General features: G+C 56.9%; 16 protein-coding genes. 10 read left to right on the top strand and 6 right to left on the bottom strand.

Annotated features, from left to right (window positions below):
- Nucleotides 1–10: 10 nt before the first annotated feature.
- From smc to ffh, 5 genes are all read left to right on the top strand, one after another.
- Nucleotides 11–3,529, top strand: coding sequence for a chromosome segregation protein SMC (gene smc, locus ACXZ66_RS09125; RefSeq protein WP_458748273.1), 3,519 nt, complete (start codon nt 11–13; stop codon nt 3,527–3,529).
- Between the two features lie 72 nt (nt 3,530–3,601).
- Entirely contained in the window at nt 3,602–5,506 is a 1,905-nt protein-coding gene (gene ftsY / locus ACXZ66_RS09120) for a signal recognition particle-docking protein FtsY (RefSeq protein WP_458748272.1), read from the top strand.
- Nucleotides 5,507–5,738: 232 nt separating this feature from the next.
- Nucleotides 5,739–7,166: an ammonium transporter gene (locus ACXZ66_RS09115; protein WP_458748271.1), complete on the top strand. Its 1,428-nt coding sequence runs from the start codon at nt 5,739–5,741 to the stop codon at nt 7,164–7,166.
- Nucleotides 7,163–7,501: a P-II family nitrogen regulator gene (locus ACXZ66_RS09110; RefSeq protein ID WP_458748270.1), complete on the top strand. Its 339-nt coding sequence runs from the start codon at nt 7,163–7,165 to the stop codon at nt 7,499–7,501. Before ACXZ66_RS09115 ends, ACXZ66_RS09110 begins: the two co-directional genes overlap by 4 nt.
- Nucleotides 7,502–7,655: 154 nt before the next feature.
- Entirely contained in the window at nt 7,656–9,281 is a 1,626-nt protein-coding gene (ffh, locus tag ACXZ66_RS09105; protein WP_458748268.1) for a signal recognition particle protein, read from the top strand.
- 61 nt (nt 9,282–9,342) lie between these two features.
- Here ffh and ACXZ66_RS09100 read toward each other — a convergent pair whose 3' ends face one another.
- On the bottom strand, nt 9,343–11,481 hold the full coding sequence (locus ACXZ66_RS09100; protein WP_458748266.1) for an acyltransferase family protein: 2,139 nt from the start codon (nt 11,479–11,481) through the stop codon (nt 9,343–9,345).
- A gap of 329 nt (nt 11,482–11,810) precedes the next feature.
- Here ACXZ66_RS09100 and rpsP point away from each other — a divergent pair, with 329 nt between their 5' ends.
- Nucleotides 11,811–12,320 (top strand): 30S ribosomal protein S16, encoded by a 510-nt coding sequence (gene rpsP / locus ACXZ66_RS09095; RefSeq protein ID WP_458748265.1) that lies wholly within the window; start codon nt 11,811–11,813, stop codon nt 12,318–12,320.
- Between the two features lie 55 nt (nt 12,321–12,375).
- On the opposite strand, the gene ACXZ66_RS09090 is transcribed toward rpsP, so the two are convergent.
- Nucleotides 12,376–12,717, bottom strand: coding sequence for a cupin domain-containing protein (locus ACXZ66_RS09090; protein ID WP_458751349.1), 342 nt, complete (start codon nt 12,715–12,717; stop codon nt 12,376–12,378).
- Nucleotides 12,718–12,855: 138 nt separating this feature from the next.
- Here ACXZ66_RS09090 and rimM point away from each other — a divergent pair, with 138 nt between their 5' ends.
- The 3 genes from rimM (at nt 12,856) to ACXZ66_RS09075 (ending at nt 15,484) form a co-directional block, all read left to right on the top strand.
- Nucleotides 12,856–13,353: a ribosome maturation factor RimM gene (gene rimM / locus ACXZ66_RS09085; RefSeq protein ID WP_458748263.1), complete on the top strand. Its 498-nt coding sequence runs from the start codon at nt 12,856–12,858 to the stop codon at nt 13,351–13,353.
- Nucleotides 13,354–13,455: 102 nt separating this feature from the next.
- Nucleotides 13,456–14,661, top strand: a complete 1,206-nt coding sequence (locus tag ACXZ66_RS09080) for an acetyl-CoA C-acetyltransferase (protein ID WP_458748262.1) — start codon at nt 13,456–13,458, stop codon at nt 14,659–14,661.
- A gap of 52 nt (nt 14,662–14,713) precedes the next feature.
- Nucleotides 14,714–15,484, top strand: a complete 771-nt coding sequence (locus ACXZ66_RS09075; RefSeq protein WP_458748260.1) for an enoyl-CoA hydratase — start codon at nt 14,714–14,716, stop codon at nt 15,482–15,484.
- Nucleotides 15,485–15,491: 7 nt separating this feature from the next.
- On the opposite strand, the gene ACXZ66_RS09070 is transcribed toward ACXZ66_RS09075, so the two are convergent.
- The 4 genes from ACXZ66_RS09070 to ACXZ66_RS09055 form a co-directional block, all read right to left on the bottom strand.
- Nucleotides 15,492–15,920 (bottom strand): MarR family winged helix-turn-helix transcriptional regulator, encoded by a 429-nt coding sequence (locus ACXZ66_RS09070; protein ID WP_458748258.1) that lies wholly within the window; start codon nt 15,918–15,920, stop codon nt 15,492–15,494.
- A gap of 9 nt (nt 15,921–15,929) precedes the next feature.
- Complete coding sequence (locus ACXZ66_RS09065) at nt 15,930–16,805, bottom strand: CoA transferase (protein ID WP_458748256.1); 876 nt, start codon at nt 16,803–16,805, stop codon at nt 15,930–15,932.
- A 15-nt stretch (nt 16,806–16,820) separates the two neighbouring features.
- The gene (locus ACXZ66_RS09060; protein WP_458748254.1) at nt 16,821–18,575 is read right to left on the bottom strand and encodes an AMP-binding protein; all 1,755 of its coding nucleotides are present in this window, start codon (nt 18,573–18,575) and stop codon (nt 16,821–16,823) included.
- A gap of 156 nt (nt 18,576–18,731) precedes the next feature.
- Nucleotides 18,732–19,295 (bottom strand): TetR/AcrR family transcriptional regulator, encoded by a 564-nt coding sequence (locus tag ACXZ66_RS09055; RefSeq protein WP_458748253.1) that lies wholly within the window; start codon nt 19,293–19,295, stop codon nt 18,732–18,734.
- Between the two features lie 163 nt (nt 19,296–19,458).
- Between ACXZ66_RS09055 and ACXZ66_RS09050 the strand changes: the two genes are divergently transcribed.
- Nucleotides 19,459–20,658, top strand: coding sequence for an acyl-CoA dehydrogenase family protein (locus ACXZ66_RS09050; protein ID WP_458748252.1), 1,200 nt, complete (start codon nt 19,459–19,461; stop codon nt 20,656–20,658).

The raw sequence follows: 20,658 nt of genomic DNA, 5'->3' as shown, positions 1-20,658 counted from the left end.
GGATGCAGCGGTGCACCTAAAATCGTTGACGCTCAAGGGCTTTAAGTCTTTCGCGTCCGCGACGACGATGAAATTTGAACCAGGCATTTGTGCTGTAGTCGGCCCGAATGGTTCAGGCAAGTCAAATGTGGTGGATGCGCTTGCCTGGGTGATGGGCGAGCAAGGCGCCAAGACCCTGCGCGGCGGTAAAATGCAGGACGTGATTTTCGCCGGGGCGGGGGATAAGAAGCCACTCGGTCGCGCGGAAGTGACGTTGACCTTTGATAATTCCGATGGCCACCTGCCCATTGATTTCACGGAAGTGGCTATTACGCGCCGCATGTTCCGCGACGGTGCCAGCGAATACGAGATCAACGGCTCCAAGGCCCGGTTGATGGATATTCAGGAGCTGCTCTCTGATTCCGGTATCGGCCGCGAAATGCACGTCATTGTTGGCCAGGGCAAGCTCTCTGAGATTCTAGATTCGCGCCCTGAGGAGCGCCGCGCATATATCGAGGAAGCTGCGGGCGTGCTCAAGCACCGCAGACGCAAGGAAAAGGCGCAGCGCAAGCTCACTGGGATGCAAGCTAATCTGAATCGTCTAGAGGATCTCACCGAGGAATTGGGCAAGCAGCTCAAACCGCTGGCCCGCCAGGTCGAGGCGGCCAAGCGTGCCGCGACGGTGCAGTCCACGCTGCGCGACGCTCGGCTGAAATTGGCAGGTCACCAGGTGGTTACGCTGCGAGCAAAGCTTAACGACGCCACGCGCAACGCCGAGCTGCTCGCCGAACAAGTAGAGACTGTCACCGCCACGCTCGAGGAAGCCACGGCGCAGCAATTGGAAATTGAGTCCGCGCAGGCGATCGTTGCTCCGCAGGCGGAAGAGGCCCAGCAGCAGTGGTTTTCCCTGTCGACGTTGGCCGAGCGCACCAGCGCCACTGTGCGCATTGCCCAGGAGCGCGCCTCGCACGGTGGCTCCGAGATCGCCTTTGCGGGCCAAGACCCCGACGAGTTGCTTGCCCGAGCAGAGATTGCCGACGAGCAATACGCCGAAGCCTTGATGGTTGCGGAAGAAGCGGCGGAGCGCTTGGAATCGATACGCGAGGAGGTCTCGCAGCGCCAGGCTGCGGCTGATGCTGCGGACGCGGAGCACTTGGCGCAGGTGCGAGCGATTGCCGATAGGCGCGAAGGTGTTGTCCGATTGCTGGCGCAGGAGGATTCCCAATCCCAGGCGGTGCAGGCAGCCGAAGACGAGATTGCGCGAATCAGCGAAACGTTGGAGGAAACCCGCGCGCGCACAAATAGCGCCGACCGTGAGGCCCAGGAAGTGTCCCAGCGCCTCGAGGAGCTCTATTCCGTGCGCGATCCATTGGACGAGGCCTATGTGCGCGCCGCAACGGAATCCTCAGCTGCTGAAAAGCGCCTGGACCAGCTGCGCGACGCGCAACGTGAACGCGAGCGGAGCGTGTACTCGCTGGAATCGCGGATTTCTACTTTGGAAGAATCCGCCCCAACCGTCCCCGCAGCCGAGATTTTGGGCGATGATTTTTCCCCGCTGGTCCGGCTGATCCGCGCTGATCAGGGTTTAGAAAAGGCCCTGGCAGCTGCTCTAGGCGCACACGCCGAGGCACTGACCGGTGAGCTCACACCCGAACTGGTCGACCGACTTACCGAGGCCTCGCGCACCGTGGTGGTCGATGCCACAGGTCGTGGAAGTGACTGGCGCCTCGACGGCACCATCCCTGCGGGAACCACCTGGTTGCTGGATCACGTCACCATCGATCCGGCGATTGCGGGCCCGGTTGCGCGCCTGCTCGTTGACGTTGTCGTCGCCGATGACCTGGCAGCGGCACGCGGAGCCGTTAGGGAAGATCCGCGACTGCGCGCGGTTACCCCTGAAGGAATCCTCGTCGGCGAGGGCTGGGTATCTGCAGGCCGCGGGCAGACCACAACCGTTGAGGTATCAGCCCAGATCGAGGCCGCGCGAACCGAACTTGTGGCCGCGAAGCAGCAGCTTGAGGAGCTCTCCGGCACCCTCGAGGGTGCGAAGTTGGCTGCAGAAGATGCGCGCGTTTCAGCGGCAGCGGCGAAGGCCGCGCTCAACGAGCACGACACCAACGCCGAGGCATGGGCGCGCGATTACCAGCGCCTACGCAAACAATACGAGGCGAATAAGACTGAACATGAGCGTGCCGCCGAGCGCGCAACTTCTGCCGAGGCTCGGTTGAATCGTCGCCGCGAAGAGCTCGCCGAGATCCGCGATCGCCTCTCGCGCGTCGACGACACCGAGGAACACATCGACCCATCCACCGCCGAGCGCGACGAGGCTTCGGCGGCATTGAACCAGGTCAAGTCCATGGAGATGGAGGCCACGCTGCAGTCGCGGACGGCCACCCAAAACGCGGAGCAGGTCGCTGGCAAGGGTGATGCGCTGCGCCGGCAAGCCGAGAATGAGCGCCAGGCGAAGGCCCGCCATGAGGTAGCAGTGGCTCGTCGTAAAGCGAAAATCGAGCTCGCACACACCGTGGCGAAGCATGCACGAGACCTTGTTTCGCGTATCGACGACGCCCTGGCCCGCGCCACAGCCTCGCGAGACAAGCTGGGTGCCGAAGCCAAGTCGTTGCAGGTCCAGCTCTCGCAGGCCAAGGACCGAGTGAATGCGGCGCGCCAGCAATTAGGTCGCCTGACCGATAACGCGCATGCCTCTGACATTGCTCGATCGCAGGCGCAAGTGCGCATTGATGAGGCCGAGGCGAAGATCTCGGAGCAACTCGGCATTGCCATCAGCGACCTTCTGGAGGGCTACACCCCAGGAGAGGATTTTGATAAGGACGCTGAATCGAAGCGACTGACGCAGGCTGAGAAGGATCTTGCCTCGCTGGGCAAAGTCAACCCTCTCGCGCTGGAGGAATACAAGGCGCTGGAGGAGCGCTATAGCTTCTTATCTACGCAGCTCGACGATGTGGTGCAGGCGCGCAAGGATCTCAACGGCGTGATCACTGAAGTAGACGCGCAGATCCTGCAGCTGTTTACCGACGCGTGGCATGACGTGGAAGCAGAGTTCCCGAAGGTGTTCAACACCTTGTTTCCCGGTGGCGAAGGGCGGTTGATACTTACCGATCCTGACGACATGCTGACTACGGGCATCGAGATTGAGGCGCGTCCGCCGGGCAAGAAGGTCAAGCGTCTGTCCTTGCTCTCAGGTGGCGAGAAGTCGCTAACGGCGCTGGCTTTGTTGGTGGCAATTTTCCGGGCGCGCCCCTCGCCGTTTTATGTCATGGATGAGGTGGAAGCTGCTCTCGACGATGTGAATCTGCGTCGCTTGATCGCCCTGTTTGAGGAACTGCGAAAAGACTCTCAGCTGATTGTGATTACCCACCAGAAGCCGACCATGGATGTAGCCAACGTGCTCTACGGTGTGACGATGCGCGGTGACGGAGTGACCCGCGTCATTTCGCAGCGTATGAGTCCCGCGGGCAGCGCCCCTGCTTCGGAGGACCTTCCTGAGGCTGAGCCTTCGAGCGAATCTGAGGAAATTTTGGACAATTAATCGGGTTGAATTGTCGCGTTCAGGGTGATAAATGGCGGATTTCCTGACACTATGGAATCCATGGATGCACTCATGCTTTGGATTATTATTGCCATTGTCGCTATTTTGCTCATCGTCGTGGGCATTATCGTCGTGGGCAATAACCGGAAAAAGTCGAAGACCGTTTCTTTTGAAAAGAAGGACGAAGATCAGCCAAAGGAGCTGACACAGCAGGAGAAGTCGGGTAACTACCAGGCTAAGGGCGGTTTCAACTTTGCTCCTGCGACTGCGCCCGAGAAGCAGCCCGAGCCACTTCAGCGCGAGCCGCTCAAGGAATCTGCGCCACAGGAAGTCCAGCCTCTCAATAAAGAGCCACAGGTGGCACCTCCTGCGGAGCCAAAGCCTGCTGAGTCGAAGGCTGCTGAGCCGAAGCCTGCTGAGCCGAAGGCTGAAGAGGGGAAGGCTGAAGAGGCGAAGCCTGCTGAGGAAACGAAGAAGCCTCATGCAAGCGAAGAATCTCAGCGTATCTCTGGTGCATCCCAAGCAATCATAGGCGGTGCTACCGGTGCCGTTATCGCTGGCGCAACTGCGGCAACGCATTCTCAGAGCAAGAAGGACGAGAAGCAGCCTTCGCCTGAGGCTGCGCCCGAGCCTGCAGCAGAAGCTTCGCCTGAAGCAACTCCCGAGGCTGCACCCGAGGCCACACAGACTGAAGAGCAGCAGCCACAGGTTGAAGACGCTCCAGTTTTCGAGGAGATAGCCCATGAGCGCGCTCATGAGGTCCTTGAAGATTTTCAGGAAGATAGTTCGGCAACTGAACCAGAGTCCGTAGAACCTGAGTCCGCGACCGAAACAAGCTCCACGTTGGATGAATCCATAGAGCACATCGACGAGATCGAGGAGGCGACTCCAACCCCAGAAGAGGAAGCCCGCGAGGCAGCCGACGTCGCGCAGGCCACGGCAGCTGGCGCTGACCAGGCGCTCGTCGAAACGCCCGTTCCAGAAGGTGAACCGGAACCTGCAGCAGCACCTGTCGACGAGATCGAACCGGTTTCCGGGCGCATCGGCCGTCTGCGTGGTCGCCTTTCGCGTTCACAAAACGCCATCGGTCAGGGCCTGCTGGGAATCCTGACTGCCGGCGATCTCGACGACGATGCCTGGGAAGAAATCGAAGACACCTTGATCATGGCTGATCTGGGCGCCGAATTGACCATGAAGGTTACCGATTCTTTGCGCGACAAGATCGCTGAGCGCGGTGTCTCTTCCGAGGACGAGGCGCGTGCCATGCTGCGTGAAACCCTGATTGAGGCTGGCCGCCCGGATCTTGATCGCTCGATCAAGGCGATGCCTGTCGATGGTAAGCCGGCCGTGATCCTCATCGTCGGTGTTAATGGCACGGGCAAGACAACCACAACGGGCAAGCTCGGTCGCGTGCTTGTCTCGATGGGCCATAAGGTCGTGTTTGGTGCTGCAGATACGTTCCGTGCTGCAGCTGCCGATCAGTTGGAAACCTGGGGCAAGCGCGTTGGCGCCAAGACCGTTCGTGGCGAAGAGGGCGCTGACCCAGCATCGGTGGCCTACGACGCTGTAGCGAAGGGAGTCGAAGAGCAAGCCGATGTTGTGCTGATTGATACCGCAGGGCGCCTGCATACCGCCACCGGTCTGATGGATCAGTTGGGCAAGGTTAAGCGCGTGGTGGAAAAGAAGTCGCATGTCGACGAGGTGCTTCTGGTCCTGGATGCGACCGTTGGCCAAAACGGTCTTACCCAGGCACGCGTGTTCCGCGACGTTGTAGACATCACTGGCGTTGTGCTGACCAAGCTCGATGGTACGGCGAAGGGCGGCATCGTCTTCCAAGTGCAGGAAGAACTCGGTGTGCCGGTGAAGCTGGTTGGCCTTGGTGAGGGCGCTGACGATCTGGCACCTTTCGAGGTGGAAGGTTTCGTTGACGCTTTGCTTGGTCAAAGCGGCAGCGACAAAGAGTCAGAAGAGAGCTAGAAGAAAGCTAAAAGGAGGATGCCCCACCCCAAGGTGGGGCATCCTCTTTTTGTGTTGCTGGCTTGGATCAGTAAGCGGTAGCGCGGTGTGTGTGCGATTATTCACAGTTTGTTTTCAGGCATATCCATATTCTATCTATCGATCTATAGTTAGACGGAGTCGAAATTCGATCGACCGACAGTTAGAAACTCACTGGGAGTAGAAAACATATAAAAACGCAAGGAGACGCGTGATGACCACCGACGCAATCGTGGCCGCATCAGGTAACTCGGCCTGGATGCTAATTTCTGCATCCTTGGTCCTGCTGATGACACCGGGTCTGGCCCTGTTCTATGGCGGAATGACCTCCCGCCGAAACGTACTCAACATGATGATGATGTCCTTCGGCGTCTTAGCAATCGTGTCTGTGATCTATGTGCTGTGGGGCTGGTCCATGTCCTACGGCACCCAATCGATCTGGGGAATTTTCGCTAACCCATTTGAATTCTTCGGTCTGAAAAACTCCATTGTCGATGCAAACGGCAACTACATTGAGGGGGCCAGTGGCTACCCAAACGTCATTGACATTGGATTCCAGCTCACCTTTGCATGCATTTCCACTGCCATCATCTCCGGTGCCCTGGCAGGACGCGTGAAGTTCTCAGCATGGATGATCTTCGCGGGTGCCTGGGCAACCTTCGCGTATTTCCCTCTTGCACACATGGTGTGGGGAGGCGGCTTACTCTCGCACTCCGCAACTGGGCTTTCCGCCTGGATGTTTGGCACAGCACACGGCGAGGCACTCGTTGCTCCAATCGACTTCGCAGGTGGCACAGTCGTTCACATCTCAGCGGGTACAGCGGCCCTGGTGTTGGCGCTTGTCGTCGGCAAGCGAATGGGCTTCCCGCAACATATCGGCAAGCCTCACAACCTGCCGTTGGTCATGCTTGGTGCGGCCTTGCTGTGGTTTGGTTGGTTCGGTTTCAACGGCGGTTCCGCCTTTGCTGCGGACGGCCTTGCGGGACTTGCTTGGATTAATACCACTGCCGCGGCGGCAGCGGCCATGTTGGGCTGGTTCCTTATTGAGAAGATCCGAGACGGCCATGCCACAAGCTTGGGTGCTGCCTCGGGTCTCGTCGCAGGTCTAGTCACCATCACCCCGGCGGCCGGGGACCTCACTCCGATGACCTCGTTGATCCTCGGATTCATCGGTGGCATCCTTGCCTGCCTAGGCGTCGGGCTGAAATTCCGCTTTGGTTACGACGACTCCCTTGACGTGGTGGGTATCCACCTCGTTGCTGGCCTGTGGGGCACCATCGGAGTGGCCTTGGTAGCTACTGATCGTGGCATCTTCACCGGTGGTGGCGTCGACGGCTGGAAACTACTGATCGTGCAGATTCTCATTGCGGTCGTAGCCGTGGTCTTTACCGCGATTGTCACCCTGATCATCGCCCTGATTATCAAGGCAACCATAGGCTGGCGCATCGACAAAGAAGCAGAATATAATGGTATTGACTTTGAGGAACACCGTGAGACGGCATATGACATCTCCGGCACCGAGCTTCGACCAACGGGCCTTACTGCCCACACCCAGGCGCATACAAGCCCGCACACGAGCCCGCAAACAAGCCTAGGAACAGAAATTCCTGAACCGTTCAGCGAAAGCAAGGAGTCACGATGAAACTGATTACCGCAGTGGTAAAGCCATTCACGCTCTCTGAGGTCCGAGACGCACTTTCTGCAGCCGGAATCAAAGGCATGACCGTCACAGAAACCCAAGGTTTCGGCCAGCAGGCGGGTCACACCGAGGTTTACCGCGGAGCCGAATACACCACGGAATTCGTCCCGAAAGTGAAAATCGAAGTAGTAGTCAACGACGACATGCTGCAAGAGGCTGTTAACGCCATTACTTCGGCAGCGCATACGGGTAAGACCGGCGACGGTAAGATCTGGATCACCAATGTCGAACACGTTATTCGTGTGCGTACCGGCGAGCAGGATGACGAAGCGATCTAAGCCACCTCAAATTACACGAAATGGCCTCCCCCTTTCCGCAAGGTATAGGAAGGGGAGAGGTTTTCGTCGTAAAGCAGAGCGGAATGTGACCTATAAAGAGGTCACGCGCTAGGCTAGGTACATTCGTAACTAGCAAATAAGGGAGTGTGGAAACGTGTTCGAGTCACTGTCCGACCGCTTACAATCAACCCTCACTGGGCTGCGCGGCAAGGGCAAGCTCACCGAGGCAGACATTGATGCCACCGCCCGGGAAATCCGACTCGCATTGCTCGAGGCTGACGTTTCCCTACCCGTCGTCCGTGAATTTATTAAGCGCGTAAAAGAACGTGCCAAAGGCGCAGACGTCTCAGAGGCATTAAACCCTGCTCAGCAGGTGATCAAGATTGTCAACGAGGAGCTTACCAACATCCTCGGTGGCGAAACCCGCCGGTTGAACTACGCCAAGAACCCGCCAACTGTCATCATGTTGGCTGGTCTGCAAGGCGCTGGTAAGACCACACTTGCCGGTAAGCTTGCCAAGCACCTGTCCGATGAGGGCCACACCCCGATGCTGGTGGCCTGTGACCTGCAGCGTCCAGGTGCGGTGCAGCAGCTCCAGATCGTCGGCGAGCGCGCAGGTGTGAAAACCTTCGCGCCGGATCCCGGTACGTCCGTGGACTCCCACGACCACGAGATGGGTACCTCCCACGGAGACCCTGTTGAGGTGGCCAAGGCCGGTATTGAGGAAGCCAAGCGCACCCAGCACGACGTGGTCATCATCGATACCGCGGGCCGGTTGGGCATCGACGAAACCCTGATGACTCAGGCCCGCAACATCCGTGATGCAGTCAATCCGGATGAAGTGCTCTTTGTTATTGACGCCATGATCGGCCAGGATGCCGTGAACACCGCCAAGGCCTTCGCCGACGGCGTGGACTTCACCGGCGTTGTTTTGACCAAGCTTGACGGCGACGCCCGCGGTGGTGCCGCGCTGTCGATTCGTGAGGTCACCGGCAAGCCCATCATGTTCGCCTCCAACGGCGAGAAGCTCGAGGACTTTGACGTCTTCCACCCAGACCGCATGGCCAGCCGTATTCTCGGCATGGGCGATGTGCTCTCCATGATCGAAAAAGCTGAGTCCGTCATGGACCAGCAAAAGGCCGAGGAAGCAGCCAAGAAGATCGGCTCCGGCGAGCTCACGCTCGAGGACTTCTTGGACCAGCTCCTGATGGTTCGTCGCATGGGCCCGATTGGCAATCTGCTCAAGATGATGCCCGGTGGCAAGGAAATGAACGAGATGGCCGACATGGTCGACGAGAAGTCGATCGACCGCATCCAGGCCATCATCCGCGGTATGACTCCAGGCGAGCGCCAAGATCCAAAGATTTTGAACGCTTCACGACGAAAGCGCATCGCCGCCGGTTCCGGTGTCTCCGTTTCCGAGGTGAACCAGCTTGTCGAGCGCTTCTTTGAAGCCAAGAAAATGATGGGCAAGATGGCCGGCCAATTCGGCATGGGCGGAATGCCTGGCATGGGCGGGCGCAGCGCCACAAAGAAGAAGCCCAAGGGCCGCAAGGGCAAAAATGGTAAGCGTAAACCGGTGAAGAGCAAACGCCCAGCAGCTGGTACGCAGGGAATGCAGGGTATGCCTGACATGGCCGAGCTGCAGAAGATGCAAGACCAAATGGGTGGCCAGGCTGGCCTGCCAAGTGGTGGCCAGATGCCGAAGGGCATGGAAGGAATCGACCTTGACAACCTCGACTTCAATGAAGCCATGAAGCGAATGGGTAAAGGGAAGTAAGTACTAAAGCGCCGGGGCCGGTTGGGCCCTGGCGCTTTTGTTTATGCGTGTTTATGTGAGCTTATGTAGCAAAGTGCTCTTCCACGGAAGGGCGAAGCAGTGGCAGAGCAGAAACTGCATAGGCGTTCGTGATGTGGTGCATATCGCGGTAGACCACGATATTTCCAATCACTGCCGGGCAGTAGATGTCGTCGCAGAAGAAGTCAGCAGTATCCACGGAAGTCATGTTCGGCATGTCTGCAAGGATTTCGGCTGCAGGATCAACGGGTGCGTAGGCTTCGGCGCGGAGCCTGCCGCATTCGTAAGCATCCTCGTACTGGATCCAACACGCGGCGGTGTCGCGCGCCTCGCCCTCGCGGTCGACGCCCCAAGGGTTGTCGCGCAGGCCCAAAAACGAGATGCCGTGTTCTGCTAGGACATTCCAAAAGCCGACGTAGCCGGCAGGTACGGAGTCTGGACCGCGGAAGAAACTGCTAGGTTCGGGGCGCGTGGTCGTCGAGACAACCAGGTCAGGGCTCTCGTCGATAATGCGATCAACAACAACCTGGCTGTACTGCGCGCAGATCTCGTTAACCTCGGTGGTATCACCAATGACGATTGGGCAGGACGCGCGCAGATCCACAAGGATCCTAAAACCCATCTCTTTACCCAGCAGATCGAAGGCAGACACCCACTGCTCGACATGCGATCCGCCAACCATGTAGACGGTCTTATCTGCGTTGATATCCCCGTAAATACACGGGGTTTTCCCGTCCTTCTTCTCGGTCATTAAAACATCGAGTTCCAGATCAATTGGATAAAAACAATGATCCCCAATCGGCCACGCGTAATCGCCACCGTCCAATTGCTCGATCGGCATGGCCTTCACATTCGGCGGAACGTACGCGCCAGTCAGTGCCATTGCTCCGGGGTAGAGCTCTGGATCGAGGAATTCCATGCCCATTTCCATAGTCTGTGATTCCCAGCGAGGCTGCACACTTGCCAGCGCGATGATCAGGGCAGCAATCACGAGCCCACCGACCGCGCGAGCTCGACTGACCATGGTCTGCAGCGATGCGCGAGCCCTAGCTACAGCATCGATATCGCGTGTCGGGCGCTTCGCATGCTGTTGTAATGGCTGCTCGACATAGACGTAAGTCAGTTGCGCCAGTGCCAAAGAAACAACCACGACGATCACACCAAGCCACCACGCTGGGCGATCCTGCTCAAGCGCCGCCGTTGCGACGATCAACAACGGCCAGTGCCACAGGTACAAAGAATAGGCAACCTTGCCAAGCCACTGCGCGGGTGCCGACGACAAAAGCGTCGACGCCCCTCCGCCACCAGCAAGAATGATCAAAGTTGCGCCACCGATGGGCAGCAACGATGCCGGACCCGGGAACATCAGCGAGTTCGGGATGACAAATCCCGTGCTGAACACCATAAGCAGTCCAAGCCACGTGGCTAGGCTGCGGAAGCGCTCGGGGATCCGGATCCGGTGGCCGTAAATGGCCAAAATGCCACCGAGGCTGAGTTCCCACGCGCGGGAGAAGAAGGAGTAGTAATTCTCAGGCGTACCCACGAAACCAAAACGCGAGGCCCAAGCGAAAGAAGCGATCGTAGTGACGATGAGCAGCGGGCCAATCGTGCGCTCCAAGACCCTTTCGTCGGCGCGACCGCTACGCACAAGCCAGGCCACCAATAACCCAAGGGCAATGGCGACGAGATAAAACTGCCCCTGCACACTCATTGACCACAGGTGCTGCAACGGCGAGGTATCTGGGCTGGCAGCCGAGTAATCCGCATTTTGCTTCGGCAGCTCAATATTAATGGTGTAGGTCAGCGCCGCCGTGAGCTGACTAACCGTTTCCTTCTTAATGAGCTGGGGCGTAAAGACATTCATGAGCAGCCACGTTGCGCTCAATGTGACAGCAAGGGCTGGCACCAATCTGCGAATTGTGCGCCAAATCGGCCACCACGGATTCAGGCTTGGGTTTGGGCGTATTCCATATCGGAGCTGGGAACCGAGAAAGAAATATCCCGAAAGCATCAAAAAAACATCCACGCCTCCGGAAACGCGCCCCACGAACACGTGGAAGACAACAACCAATGCAATAGCAATGCCACGTAAACCGTCAAGGTCGGTGCGATGTGTTGTCGGAACGGAGTTCGTATTCGGGTTCTTAATCGAAGCTGCGCTGGCGGTGTGTACTGGCGGCACGGATAACTAATTAACTTTCGCAAAAGGAGTGCGGGCAAAGACAGTCTGCATACTATCCCACAACGATGGTTTCGCAGATTCCGCGCATGCGTATGAGAACTTGTTTTGGTTTCTTTAAGGGCAAGCCGGTAAGGTAATTCAAGTTGTGTATCTGGTTGATGAGTTCTATTACTCAGACAGATGCAGGACCCAAAGTTCATAGCTGCGTCAGCGCCGTGTCCGAGTACGCTCGGCCGGTCGTGTCACACGCAGACTAATCCAAGGGCTGAACCGGCTCGCTGAAAAGCAGCGAGTGACTGAACTGCCCAGTGACCGAAAAGGAAACAACTATGGCTGTAAAGATTAAGCTGCAGCGTTTGGGTAAGATCCGTAACGCACAGTACCGCGTTGTCATCGCTGACGCACGCACCCGCCGCGATGGCCGCGTCATCGAGAACATTGGCATCTACCACCCAAAGGAAGAGCCATCGCTCATCCAGATCGACTCCGAGCGTGCACAGTACTGGCTGGGCGTTGGCGCACAGCCAACCGAGCCTGTTCTTGCACTGCTGAAGGTCACCGGTGACTGGCAGAAGCACAAGGGCCTCGACGGTGCAGAAGGCACCCTGAAGACCCGCGAAGAGAAGCCATCCAAGCTGGACCTGTTCAACCAGGCTCTCGAAGAGGCTAACAACGGCCCAACCGCTGAGGCAATCACCGAAAAGCGCAAGAAGGCTAAGGAAGAGGCTGAAGCAAAGGCTGCTGCTGAGGCAGAAGCTGCTGCAAAGGCTGAAGCTGAGGCTGCTGCAGCAGAGGCTTCCGAAGAAGAAGCACCTGCAGAGGAAGAGTCCGCAGAGTAATTACTGCGCACTTAACGCCCGCGTACTGGATTGGATCCGGTTCGCGGGCGTTTTGCTATTGGTGGCGCTCGCCGGTCAACATGGTCAGCAGCATGACATTGTTCGCATCAGGCGCATCGCTTGGGCACTGGACAGCGTGCGGAACATAGGCGCGCAGATGGAAAACTTGTCCCGGTTGCATCGAAGTGCGCTCGCCTGCGCATTGAAACTCAAGCGTGCCGGAGATGCATTGCACCGTAATCGGGTGAGCCGCTTTGTGATCGGGGAGATCTTGACCCGGCGCGAAGTTGAAGGCGATGAGGTTAGCACCGTCGCCTTGAAGCAGGCGCTGCACCGCTGGGCGCGGCCGGGCGGGGTTCGGGGCTGGCGCATCGTCGATAAGTGAAAAAACTGTCATGCCGTCTGCGGCATCGGTGGACGCTGCTTCGCCGAACGACTCGGGAGTGGTAATGGGCAGGTTATCCATGCTGAGCCACATTACGCGTTGGCGGTATCGGCATCGGGAGATTGTAGGGCCTGCGGTAGTGTAAACGGCATGGAATTGCAGATCGGACGCGTGATTAAGTCCCACGGTATTCGTGGCGAAGTTGTCGTTGACCCAACAACGGATGAGCCTGAAGTTCGCTTCGCGGTGGATGCTGAGCTGAAGGGAAAGCAAGCGGGGAAGGACCACACTTTGACGATCGAGACGATTAGGCCGCACAAGGGGCGCCTTCTGATTAAGTTCCGCGAGGTGCCGGATAGAAATGTGGCGGAGACGCTGCGTGGGACCATTTTCTGGGCGGAACCCCTCGAGTCTGAGGATGATGATTCCTTTTACGATCACGAACTAATTGGTTTGCGAGTAATTCGCGACGGCGCAGACATCGGTGAGGTGACCGGCGTGATGCATGTGCCAGGTCGACAGATTTTAGAAGTTGATTATGAAGGCCGTGAGGTCCTCGTGCCATTCGTTTACGACATTGTTCCCGAGGTAGATCTTGAAGCGGGCCAGTTGGTTGTGACGCCACCTGATGGGTTGTTTGAGGAGTAGTTCCTACTGCTAGGGGTGAACACCGTTCACTCACTGAAGTGACCCAGCCCATATATGTACGATTGCGGAAAGAATCGTACATATATGGAATCAGAGGCTCACATGAATTCTCCCCACAGTGATGCAAACCAAGCTCGCGACGATGTCGTTATTGTCGGTGCAGCACGAACCCCATTTGGAAAAATGCTCGGCGCTCTCTCCACAATTCCAGCCACTGACCTCGCAGCCGTATCAATCCGACAGGCGTTAGGCACAATCAACGGGCACGATGTCGACGCTGTGATTATGGGTCAGGTGCTGCAAGCCGGAGTAGGTCAAAATCCTGCGAAACAAGCTGCATCAAAGGCCGGGATTTCTCGCAACGCACATACGACCACTGTAAATAAGGTGTGTCTCTCGGGATTGACTGCGATTATTGATGCTGCTCGACTCATCCGTGCAGGTGAAGCAAACATTGTCGTGGCAGGTGGCATGGAAAATATGTCGCTAGCGCCGCATCTACTTATTGGAGCTCGATCTGGATTCCGCTATGGACCAGAAACAGTGCAGGACCACATGGACTTTGACGGCCTCCAAGATGCTGAGGCAGCCATCTCGATGGGCGCACTGTCGGAGAAACACCAAGAGCGTTACCCAGTTTCGCGCGAGGAACAAGACTGCTTTGCAGCCGTATCGCACCAGCGCGCCTCACAGGCCCACGAATCCGGAGAATTCTCTGCGGAACTAGCGCCGGTCACAGTAGTTGGGCGCAAAGGTAAACAGACCGTGGTGGATCACGACGAGGGGGTTCGGCCTGATACAACAGCTGAGGTTTTGGCTGGGTTGAAGCCTGCTTTTTCAGCTGACGGCACTATCACCGCTGGTAATTCAGCCCAGATCTCCGACGGTGCTGCCGCGACTGTTCTTTCAACCCGAGGCTACGCCGAGGCAAATGGCCTTGAGATCCTAGCGACCCTGCGAGCTGTGGGACAAGTTGCAGGCCCTGACGCATCGCTGCAATCTCAGCCAGCACACGCGATTGACCAAGCATTGAAGCGTCAAGGGTGGCGCGTCGAGGATCTTGATGTCGTAGAGATCAATGAGGCCTTTGCCAATGTGTCGGTTTTTTCCGCCCGTGAGTTGGGCATTGACCTGGAAAAGATTAATGACGCAGGCGGCGCGTGCTCCATTGGACACCCGATTGGAGCTTCAGGCGCGCGACTGGTTGTCCACGCAGCGCACTTGTTGGCGCGGCGAGGTGGAGGCAAGGCTGCCGTTAGTCTTTGTGGCGGTGGCGGGCAAGGCGAAGCTTTGCTGCTCGAGGCTTAATTCCGGAACTTAAACCCGGGAAACAGGAGAAGGAAAACTTAAGGAGACACCCATGGCAAACACTATTCTGACCGAAGTGAAAGGGCGCGTTGGCTGGATTACGCTGAACCGACCAAAGGCATTGAATGCACTCAATGCAGAAACCATGCATGAGGTGGTCGCAGCTGCCCAAGGGTTCGATGCCAACTTGAATATTGGGTGCATTGTGATTACAGGTTCAGAAAAAGCCTTTGCAGCCGGAGCCGATATCAAGGAAATGTCCAACAAGTCCGCAATTGAAATGTACAACGCAGACTGGTTCGGAGAATGGGACAAGCTGAAACACATCCGGATTCCAATGATCGCAGCGGTTTCGGGCTACGCCCTCGGTGGTGGCTGCGAGTTGGCCATGATGTGCGACTTCATCATGGCAGGTGACAACGCGAAATTTGGCCAGCCGGAAATCAATCTTGGAGTGCTTCCGGGTATGGGTGGTTCCCAACGACTCACCCGGGCCATTGGCAAGGCCAAGGCGATGGAAATGTGCCTCACCGGGCGCAACATGGGCGCGGAAGAAGCAGAGCAGGCGGGGCTTGTCGCCCGCGTTGTTCCGAGCACAGAACTGATCGCAGAGACAGAGAAAGTCTCCGACACTATCGCATCCAAATCGCGCGTGGCTTCTGCGATGGTGAAAGAAACGGTCAACGCTGCATTTGAAACCACCCTTGATCAGGGACTCAAGTATGAAAAGCGCGTGTTCTACACCGCCTTTGCCTCTCAGGATCAGACCGAGGGGATGACGGCATTCGTCGAAAAGCGCGAAGCGAACTTCACTGGAAAGTAGCTTTGCTCTAACTGATACGCCGGTAGATCGTTGTGATTTGCCGGCGTTCATCATCGGTAAGCCCGACAGATGAGAGATAGAACTCGAGTGCCTTGGTCGCCGTAGCCACCAACACCATGCCGCCATCGGTCAGGGAAATCAAGCTTCCTCGACCGTCTTTGGGGTCAACGTTGCGCTGCACTAGGCCATCGCTGACAAGACGCGCGACGGTTGAAGTGACACTGGTGGGGTGGATATCCAGTTGCTCGCTGATCTTATGCATCGGCAGCTCGCCGATGCGCGAGTGCATGAGCAGCGCGAGCACCTCGTAGCGGGCAAATGTGATCCCGTGGGGAGAAAGAGCAGTATCCAAACCGCTGCGCAATTGAGAGGCGACGCGCAATAAAGCGACAACGGCGCCCAAAGATTCGCTGCTAGGAGGCTGGGCGTTGGTCATGTAACAAGCTTAGTCCTTGACTATGACCAGAGGTACTTCCTGGGCAGTGGCCCAATTCTCCCACTCGGTAGCGGTGCGCGAAGCAAAAAGAGAGCTGAACGCCACACGCTTGTCGTTCTCGGAAGCGGAGGTGTCGATATCAGCCTCACGGCACACCGCGGCAAGGAATTTAGGTTCCAGCGCTCCGAGAGCAAGCCAAATGCTATCCGACGACTGGTAGAAACCATATCCCGCCAAGCCTCCTGAAAGGAGCGAGCCAGGACTGGAAAGGCCGAAAGCACTTGGGGAGGTGAAATATTTAGCCATGTCGGCGAGAGAAATTTCGTGGAAGGTGCCTTCACCAGTGGCATCCGCGATCATTAGCGCAGCCAACCCAGCCGTTGTGGCGCGCTCGGAACCAGCCAGGTCGGCCACCGCCTGCTTGGGATAATGCGGAGGATGAAGCGACCCTGCCTCAGCTTGATAGGTCAAGTCGTGGCCTGGGGCGCCTGCGCGATCACCGGAGTGGCCTACTATCGCGATGTAACCCAACCGAGGATAGCGGGCATGGACCTCGCTAAAACCTAAACTAAGTCGCTCGAGCGAGTCCAAGCGTGACGAAGTAATAAGCAGATCCGCGTCTTCAAGGAAGACGTGAAGCTTATCGAGATCAGCGCGCAGGTCAACGGTGACGATGCGTTGCCCGCTATTGAGCCACTCGTAGTACTCCTTGTTGTAAATCTCCATGGGATCTCCCGCTGGGGATTCCACCTTGATGACCTCTGCGCCCATCTGCAGGAAATTGCGTGCGGTTGCGGGCCCCGGCAAATTTGGAGCGATAGTCACAACAGTCCGGCCCTCAAGCAGAGTTGCCAGGTGCGGTGATTGCTGAGGAGAATTGCTCACAACATCATCCTCCTTTTAGCTATCTTTCAGCGACGGGAAGTCAGTGTCGGCGAATTCTGCACCGACTTTTGTTGCACCCTCGTCAGCGGCGTGAATTTCTTGCTCGCGTTTGCGCAGGTCCACGCGGCGAATCTTCCCGGAGATCGTCTTAGGAAGTTCAAAAAACTCTAATCGACGAATGCGCTTGTACGGCGCCAGCGCATTCCGGCAATGCCGCAGGATGGATTCCGCGACCTCGGCAGTAGGTTCCGTGCCCGCTACGAGTGCGACATACGCCTTAGGCACTGCAAGGCGCACAGGATCTGGCGAAGGAACTACTGCCACCTCTGCGACCTGCGGGTGTTCGATGACTGCAGACTCCAGCTCGAAAGGAGAGAGACGGTAGTCGGAGGCCTTAAACACGTCATCATTGCGGCCGATGTATGTGTAGTAACCGTCTTCATCCACCGAGGCGATGTCGCCGGTGTGATAGTAGCCGTCGCGGAAAGTGTCCGCGTTTTTCTCCGGCTCGTTGTAATAGCCGGGAGTTAGTCCGACGGGGGCATTGTCCAGCTTGAGGCAAATTTCGCCCTCTAGTGCAGGTTGCTCGGTAATGGGATCAAGCAGCACAATGTTTTGTCCTGGAAGCGGACGGCCCACCGCGCCGGGCTTGACCTTTTGACCTGGAGTATTAGCAAGAGCTAGCGTCAGCTCGGTTTGGCCGTAGCCGTCGCGGACCGTAGTGTTCCAGTGCTTCTCAACGAGGGAGATCATTTCGGGATTAAGCGGTTCACCTGCAGAGAGAATCTTCGAGGGGGGATTCTGCAAGTGGTCTAAGTCGGCGCGCACCAGCATGCGCCACACGGTCGGGGGAGCACAAAAGCTAGTGACTCCCTCGCGGTCCATGGCGTCCATCAGATCTGTGGCTACGAAGCGCGCATAGTTGTAGACGAAGATGGTGGCGCCAGCGATCCACGGGGCAAAGAAGTTGGACCATGCGTGCTTGGCCCAGCCGGGGGCTGCCACATTGAGGTGTACGTCGTCGCTATTCAGGCCAATCCAATACATCGTAGTGAGATGACCGACAGGGTAAGAAGTGTGGGTATGTACCACGAGCTTCGCGCGCGAAGTGGTACCGGAAGTGAAATACATCAAGAGTGGCTCGTCGGCCTTAGTCTCGACTGAAGGCGTAAAAGTCGGCGAGGCATCGTAAGAGTCGGCGAAGTATACAGTCGGATGCGCAGTTTGGGCTGGGTTTCCTGCGTTGTCAACCTGAATGATCGTGAAATCGCCTGGGACCTCATCAAACTTTGCGGCATCCTCTGCATTGACAATTACCCAGGAGATCTCGGCGCGATCGGTGCGGTCTTCCAAGTCCGCGGCACCCAACATTGCTGTAGCTGGGTTGAGTACAAAGCCACCCTTCATGCAGGCGAGCATAGATTCCCAGAGCTCGACCTGGTTGTTGAGCATGAGCATGACGCGATCACCGCGTTTCACCCCGATTGAGCTCAACCAATTGGCCAGTTGGCTGGAACGCTTCGACATCTCAGCGAATGTAGCCGAGGTACGCGTGCCATCAATCTCGCTAATTACTAGCGCCTCTTGGTCTTTCGAATCGTCTGCCTGCCCTAGGTAGTCGAACCAATCGAGGGCGAAGTTAAAAGTGTCGAACCTGGGCCACTCAAACTGCTGCTTTGCTTTTTCGTAGTCGGTGCTTAGGGAAACGAGAAAGTCGCGGGCGTTAGAAAACTTCTCCGTATTGGTATTCGGGATGGTGTTGGTGCTCATGTAAGTCGACTCCGAGGTGGTTGTTGGACATTTCAAGAAATCGCTGTGGGCCACTGTCAAGAATGAAATGTGATCCACATCTCATATCACTCTAGTTTGGGGGCAAACTAATTTCGAGGACTTGCTGGGGAGTCGAGTTCTTTGGGGTGAATGGCGTTATTTGTTCTCGGTGGAAATGCCATTGAGCACTAATTTTCCAAGTTCGGAGTATGCCTCGGGGGTAGAAACTCCGTTGGGTAGTTGTGCGTGTTGGATCCGCTCCATCGCGGCATCGATCATCATTGCGACGAAATCTGGGTCTGCAGCACGGAACTCGCCGGTGGAAACTCCGGTGGCGATCAGCTTGGTAATGCGCTCCATCGCGGCCCTGGTGTTGAAGGAATACACCTCGGTAGCCACATTGTCGTTGGCCATATCTGTCCAGAACTGGGCAGATGCTGGAGCCGTGGTCACTGCCATCTCGTTAAAGTAGGCCGTCAAGGCTTGGTGAGAGGTGCGGGCCGAAGCGATCACGGCATCCGTCCTGCGCCCAATCTGTTGGAAAAAGGCGATAAGTATTCGACGTACGATATCGTCGCGGGACTTGCCGAGGGCGTAAATCGTGGCCTTTGAGCATTGATACCTGCTTGCGGCTCCATCCACGGTGAAGTGCGAGAATCCTTCTGCCAAGAAGTCGGAGTAGATGCTTGTGAAAAGCGTACGTTGACGGGGGGTGAGCAAGGGAAACTCTTCTTCCTTTGATTGTTCGCGTGGGGAAGCGCTGGGGGTGAATGATGAAATTACAGCTAAAAACCCGGGCACCACAATGCTCTAACTGTACACTTAGCCATTAATTCGTACTGACATGACGTGAACAGAAGCGAAAGGCTCAAAGGATACAGCCATGATCACCCCACAAATAAATGATCCCGCTCTACTTGAAGGCATCCCGAACCCAGACGTGGATCTCCTTGGCATCGCAAATCAACTCGCTCCCGAGGAACTCGCGCGTTTCCTTGAAATCCGCGAGTTTTTGGAAAAGGAAATTCGACCCTTCGTTGGGGAGTACTGGGATCGCGAGGAACTTCCTTTTGATCTCCTGCCGAAACTTGCAGAACAGGGACTCGGGGAGATCTCACTTGGCGGCAGATCTCGGCTTTTCAACGGGCTCGTGTTCGCAGAAGTCACCCGGGCCGATGTCTCGCTTTCTGCTTTGGTGGGGATCCACAACGAGTTAGTCGTTGACCTGATTAATGAACTTGGATCCGAGGAGCAACGAGCGACTTGGCTGCCTGGACTGCGCACCTTTGAGAAAATTGGCTGCTTTGCACTGACCGAACCAGATCATGGATCGGATGTGGCTGGTGGGTTGGCAACCTCGGCTGAGAAGACACCAGACGGCTGGGTCATTAATGGGCAGAAAAGGTGGATCGGAGCGGGTACCTTTGCCGATTTTGCCATCGTTTTTGCTCGAGATGCAGCGGACAACGAGGTCAAAGGCTTCATCGTTGAGCTCGATCGCGACGGGGTGACCCGCACCAAGATTGACCGAAAAATGGGTCTCCGAGTGATGCAAAATGCAGACCTTAGTTTCAACAATGTGCTAATTCCCGAAGACAACCTCATTCCGGGAGCAGCCTCATTTAAAGCAACCAATGTATACCTGCGCAATTCTCGGGCGTGGGTGGGATGGCAGGGTGCCGGGATCCAATTGGCGATTTTCGACGCAGCGCGAAGTTACGCCTTGTCACGCGATCAGTTCGGCAAGAAGATTGCTAATTTTCAATTGATCCAGGAACCACTGGCACGCATCATGGGTAACCTCAGCGCTTCGCTGTCCCTGATGGCACAGGTGGCACGGGTCCAAGAAAACGGCGAGCTGCAGATGGCTCACTCCGCCATGGCGAAATCGACAACGACGCGCCTTGCCCGTGAGTCTGCCGCCGCTGGGCGTGGCATCCTTGGTGGAAACGGCATCTTAACCCAGTTTGAAATGTCGAAGCTTTTCAACGACGCAGAGATCCTGTTCACCTACGAGGGGACCTACGAGGTCAATTCGCTCATCGTCGGCCGTGCCATCACCGGAAAGTCTGCTTTCGTTTAG

The organism is Corynebacterium sp. S7, assembly GCF_054401105.1.
Note: the sequence above shows the minus strand (reverse complement) of the source record. Positions and strands in the feature narration are given on the sequence as shown.

What these genes read in the sequence shown, in the direction of transcription:
- ftsY (WP_458748272.1), top strand. Translation starts at nt 3,602, where the DNA reads ATGCTTTGGATTATTATTGCCATTGTCGCTATTTTGCTCATCGTCGTG.
- ACXZ66_RS09115 (WP_458748271.1), top strand. Translation starts at nt 5,739, where the DNA reads ATGACCACCGACGCAATCGTGGCCGCATCAGGTAACTCGGCCTGGATG.
- ACXZ66_RS09110 (WP_458748270.1), top strand. Translation starts at nt 7,163, where the DNA reads ATGAAACTGATTACCGCAGTGGTAAAGCCATTCACGCTCTCTGAGGTC.
- rpsP (WP_458748265.1), top strand. Translation starts at nt 11,811, where the DNA reads ATGGCTGTAAAGATTAAGCTGCAGCGTTTGGGTAAGATCCGTAACGCA.
- ACXZ66_RS09090 (WP_458751349.1), bottom strand. Translation starts at nt 12,717, where the DNA reads ATGACAGTTTTTTCACTTATCGACGATGCGCCAGCCCCGAACCCCGCC.
- rimM (WP_458748263.1), top strand. Translation starts at nt 12,856, where the DNA reads ATGGAATTGCAGATCGGACGCGTGATTAAGTCCCACGGTATTCGTGGC.
- ACXZ66_RS09080 (WP_458748262.1), top strand. Translation starts at nt 13,456, where the DNA reads ATGAATTCTCCCCACAGTGATGCAAACCAAGCTCGCGACGATGTCGTT.
- ACXZ66_RS09075 (WP_458748260.1), top strand. Translation starts at nt 14,714, where the DNA reads ATGGCAAACACTATTCTGACCGAAGTGAAAGGGCGCGTTGGCTGGATT.
- ACXZ66_RS09070 (WP_458748258.1), bottom strand. Translation starts at nt 15,920, where the DNA reads ATGACCAACGCCCAGCCTCCTAGCAGCGAATCTTTGGGCGCCGTTGTC.
- ACXZ66_RS09060 (WP_458748254.1), bottom strand. Translation starts at nt 18,575, where the DNA reads ATGAGCACCAACACCATCCCGAATACCAATACGGAGAAGTTTTCTAAC.
- ACXZ66_RS09050 (WP_458748252.1), top strand. Translation starts at nt 19,459, where the DNA reads ATGATCACCCCACAAATAAATGATCCCGCTCTACTTGAAGGCATCCCG.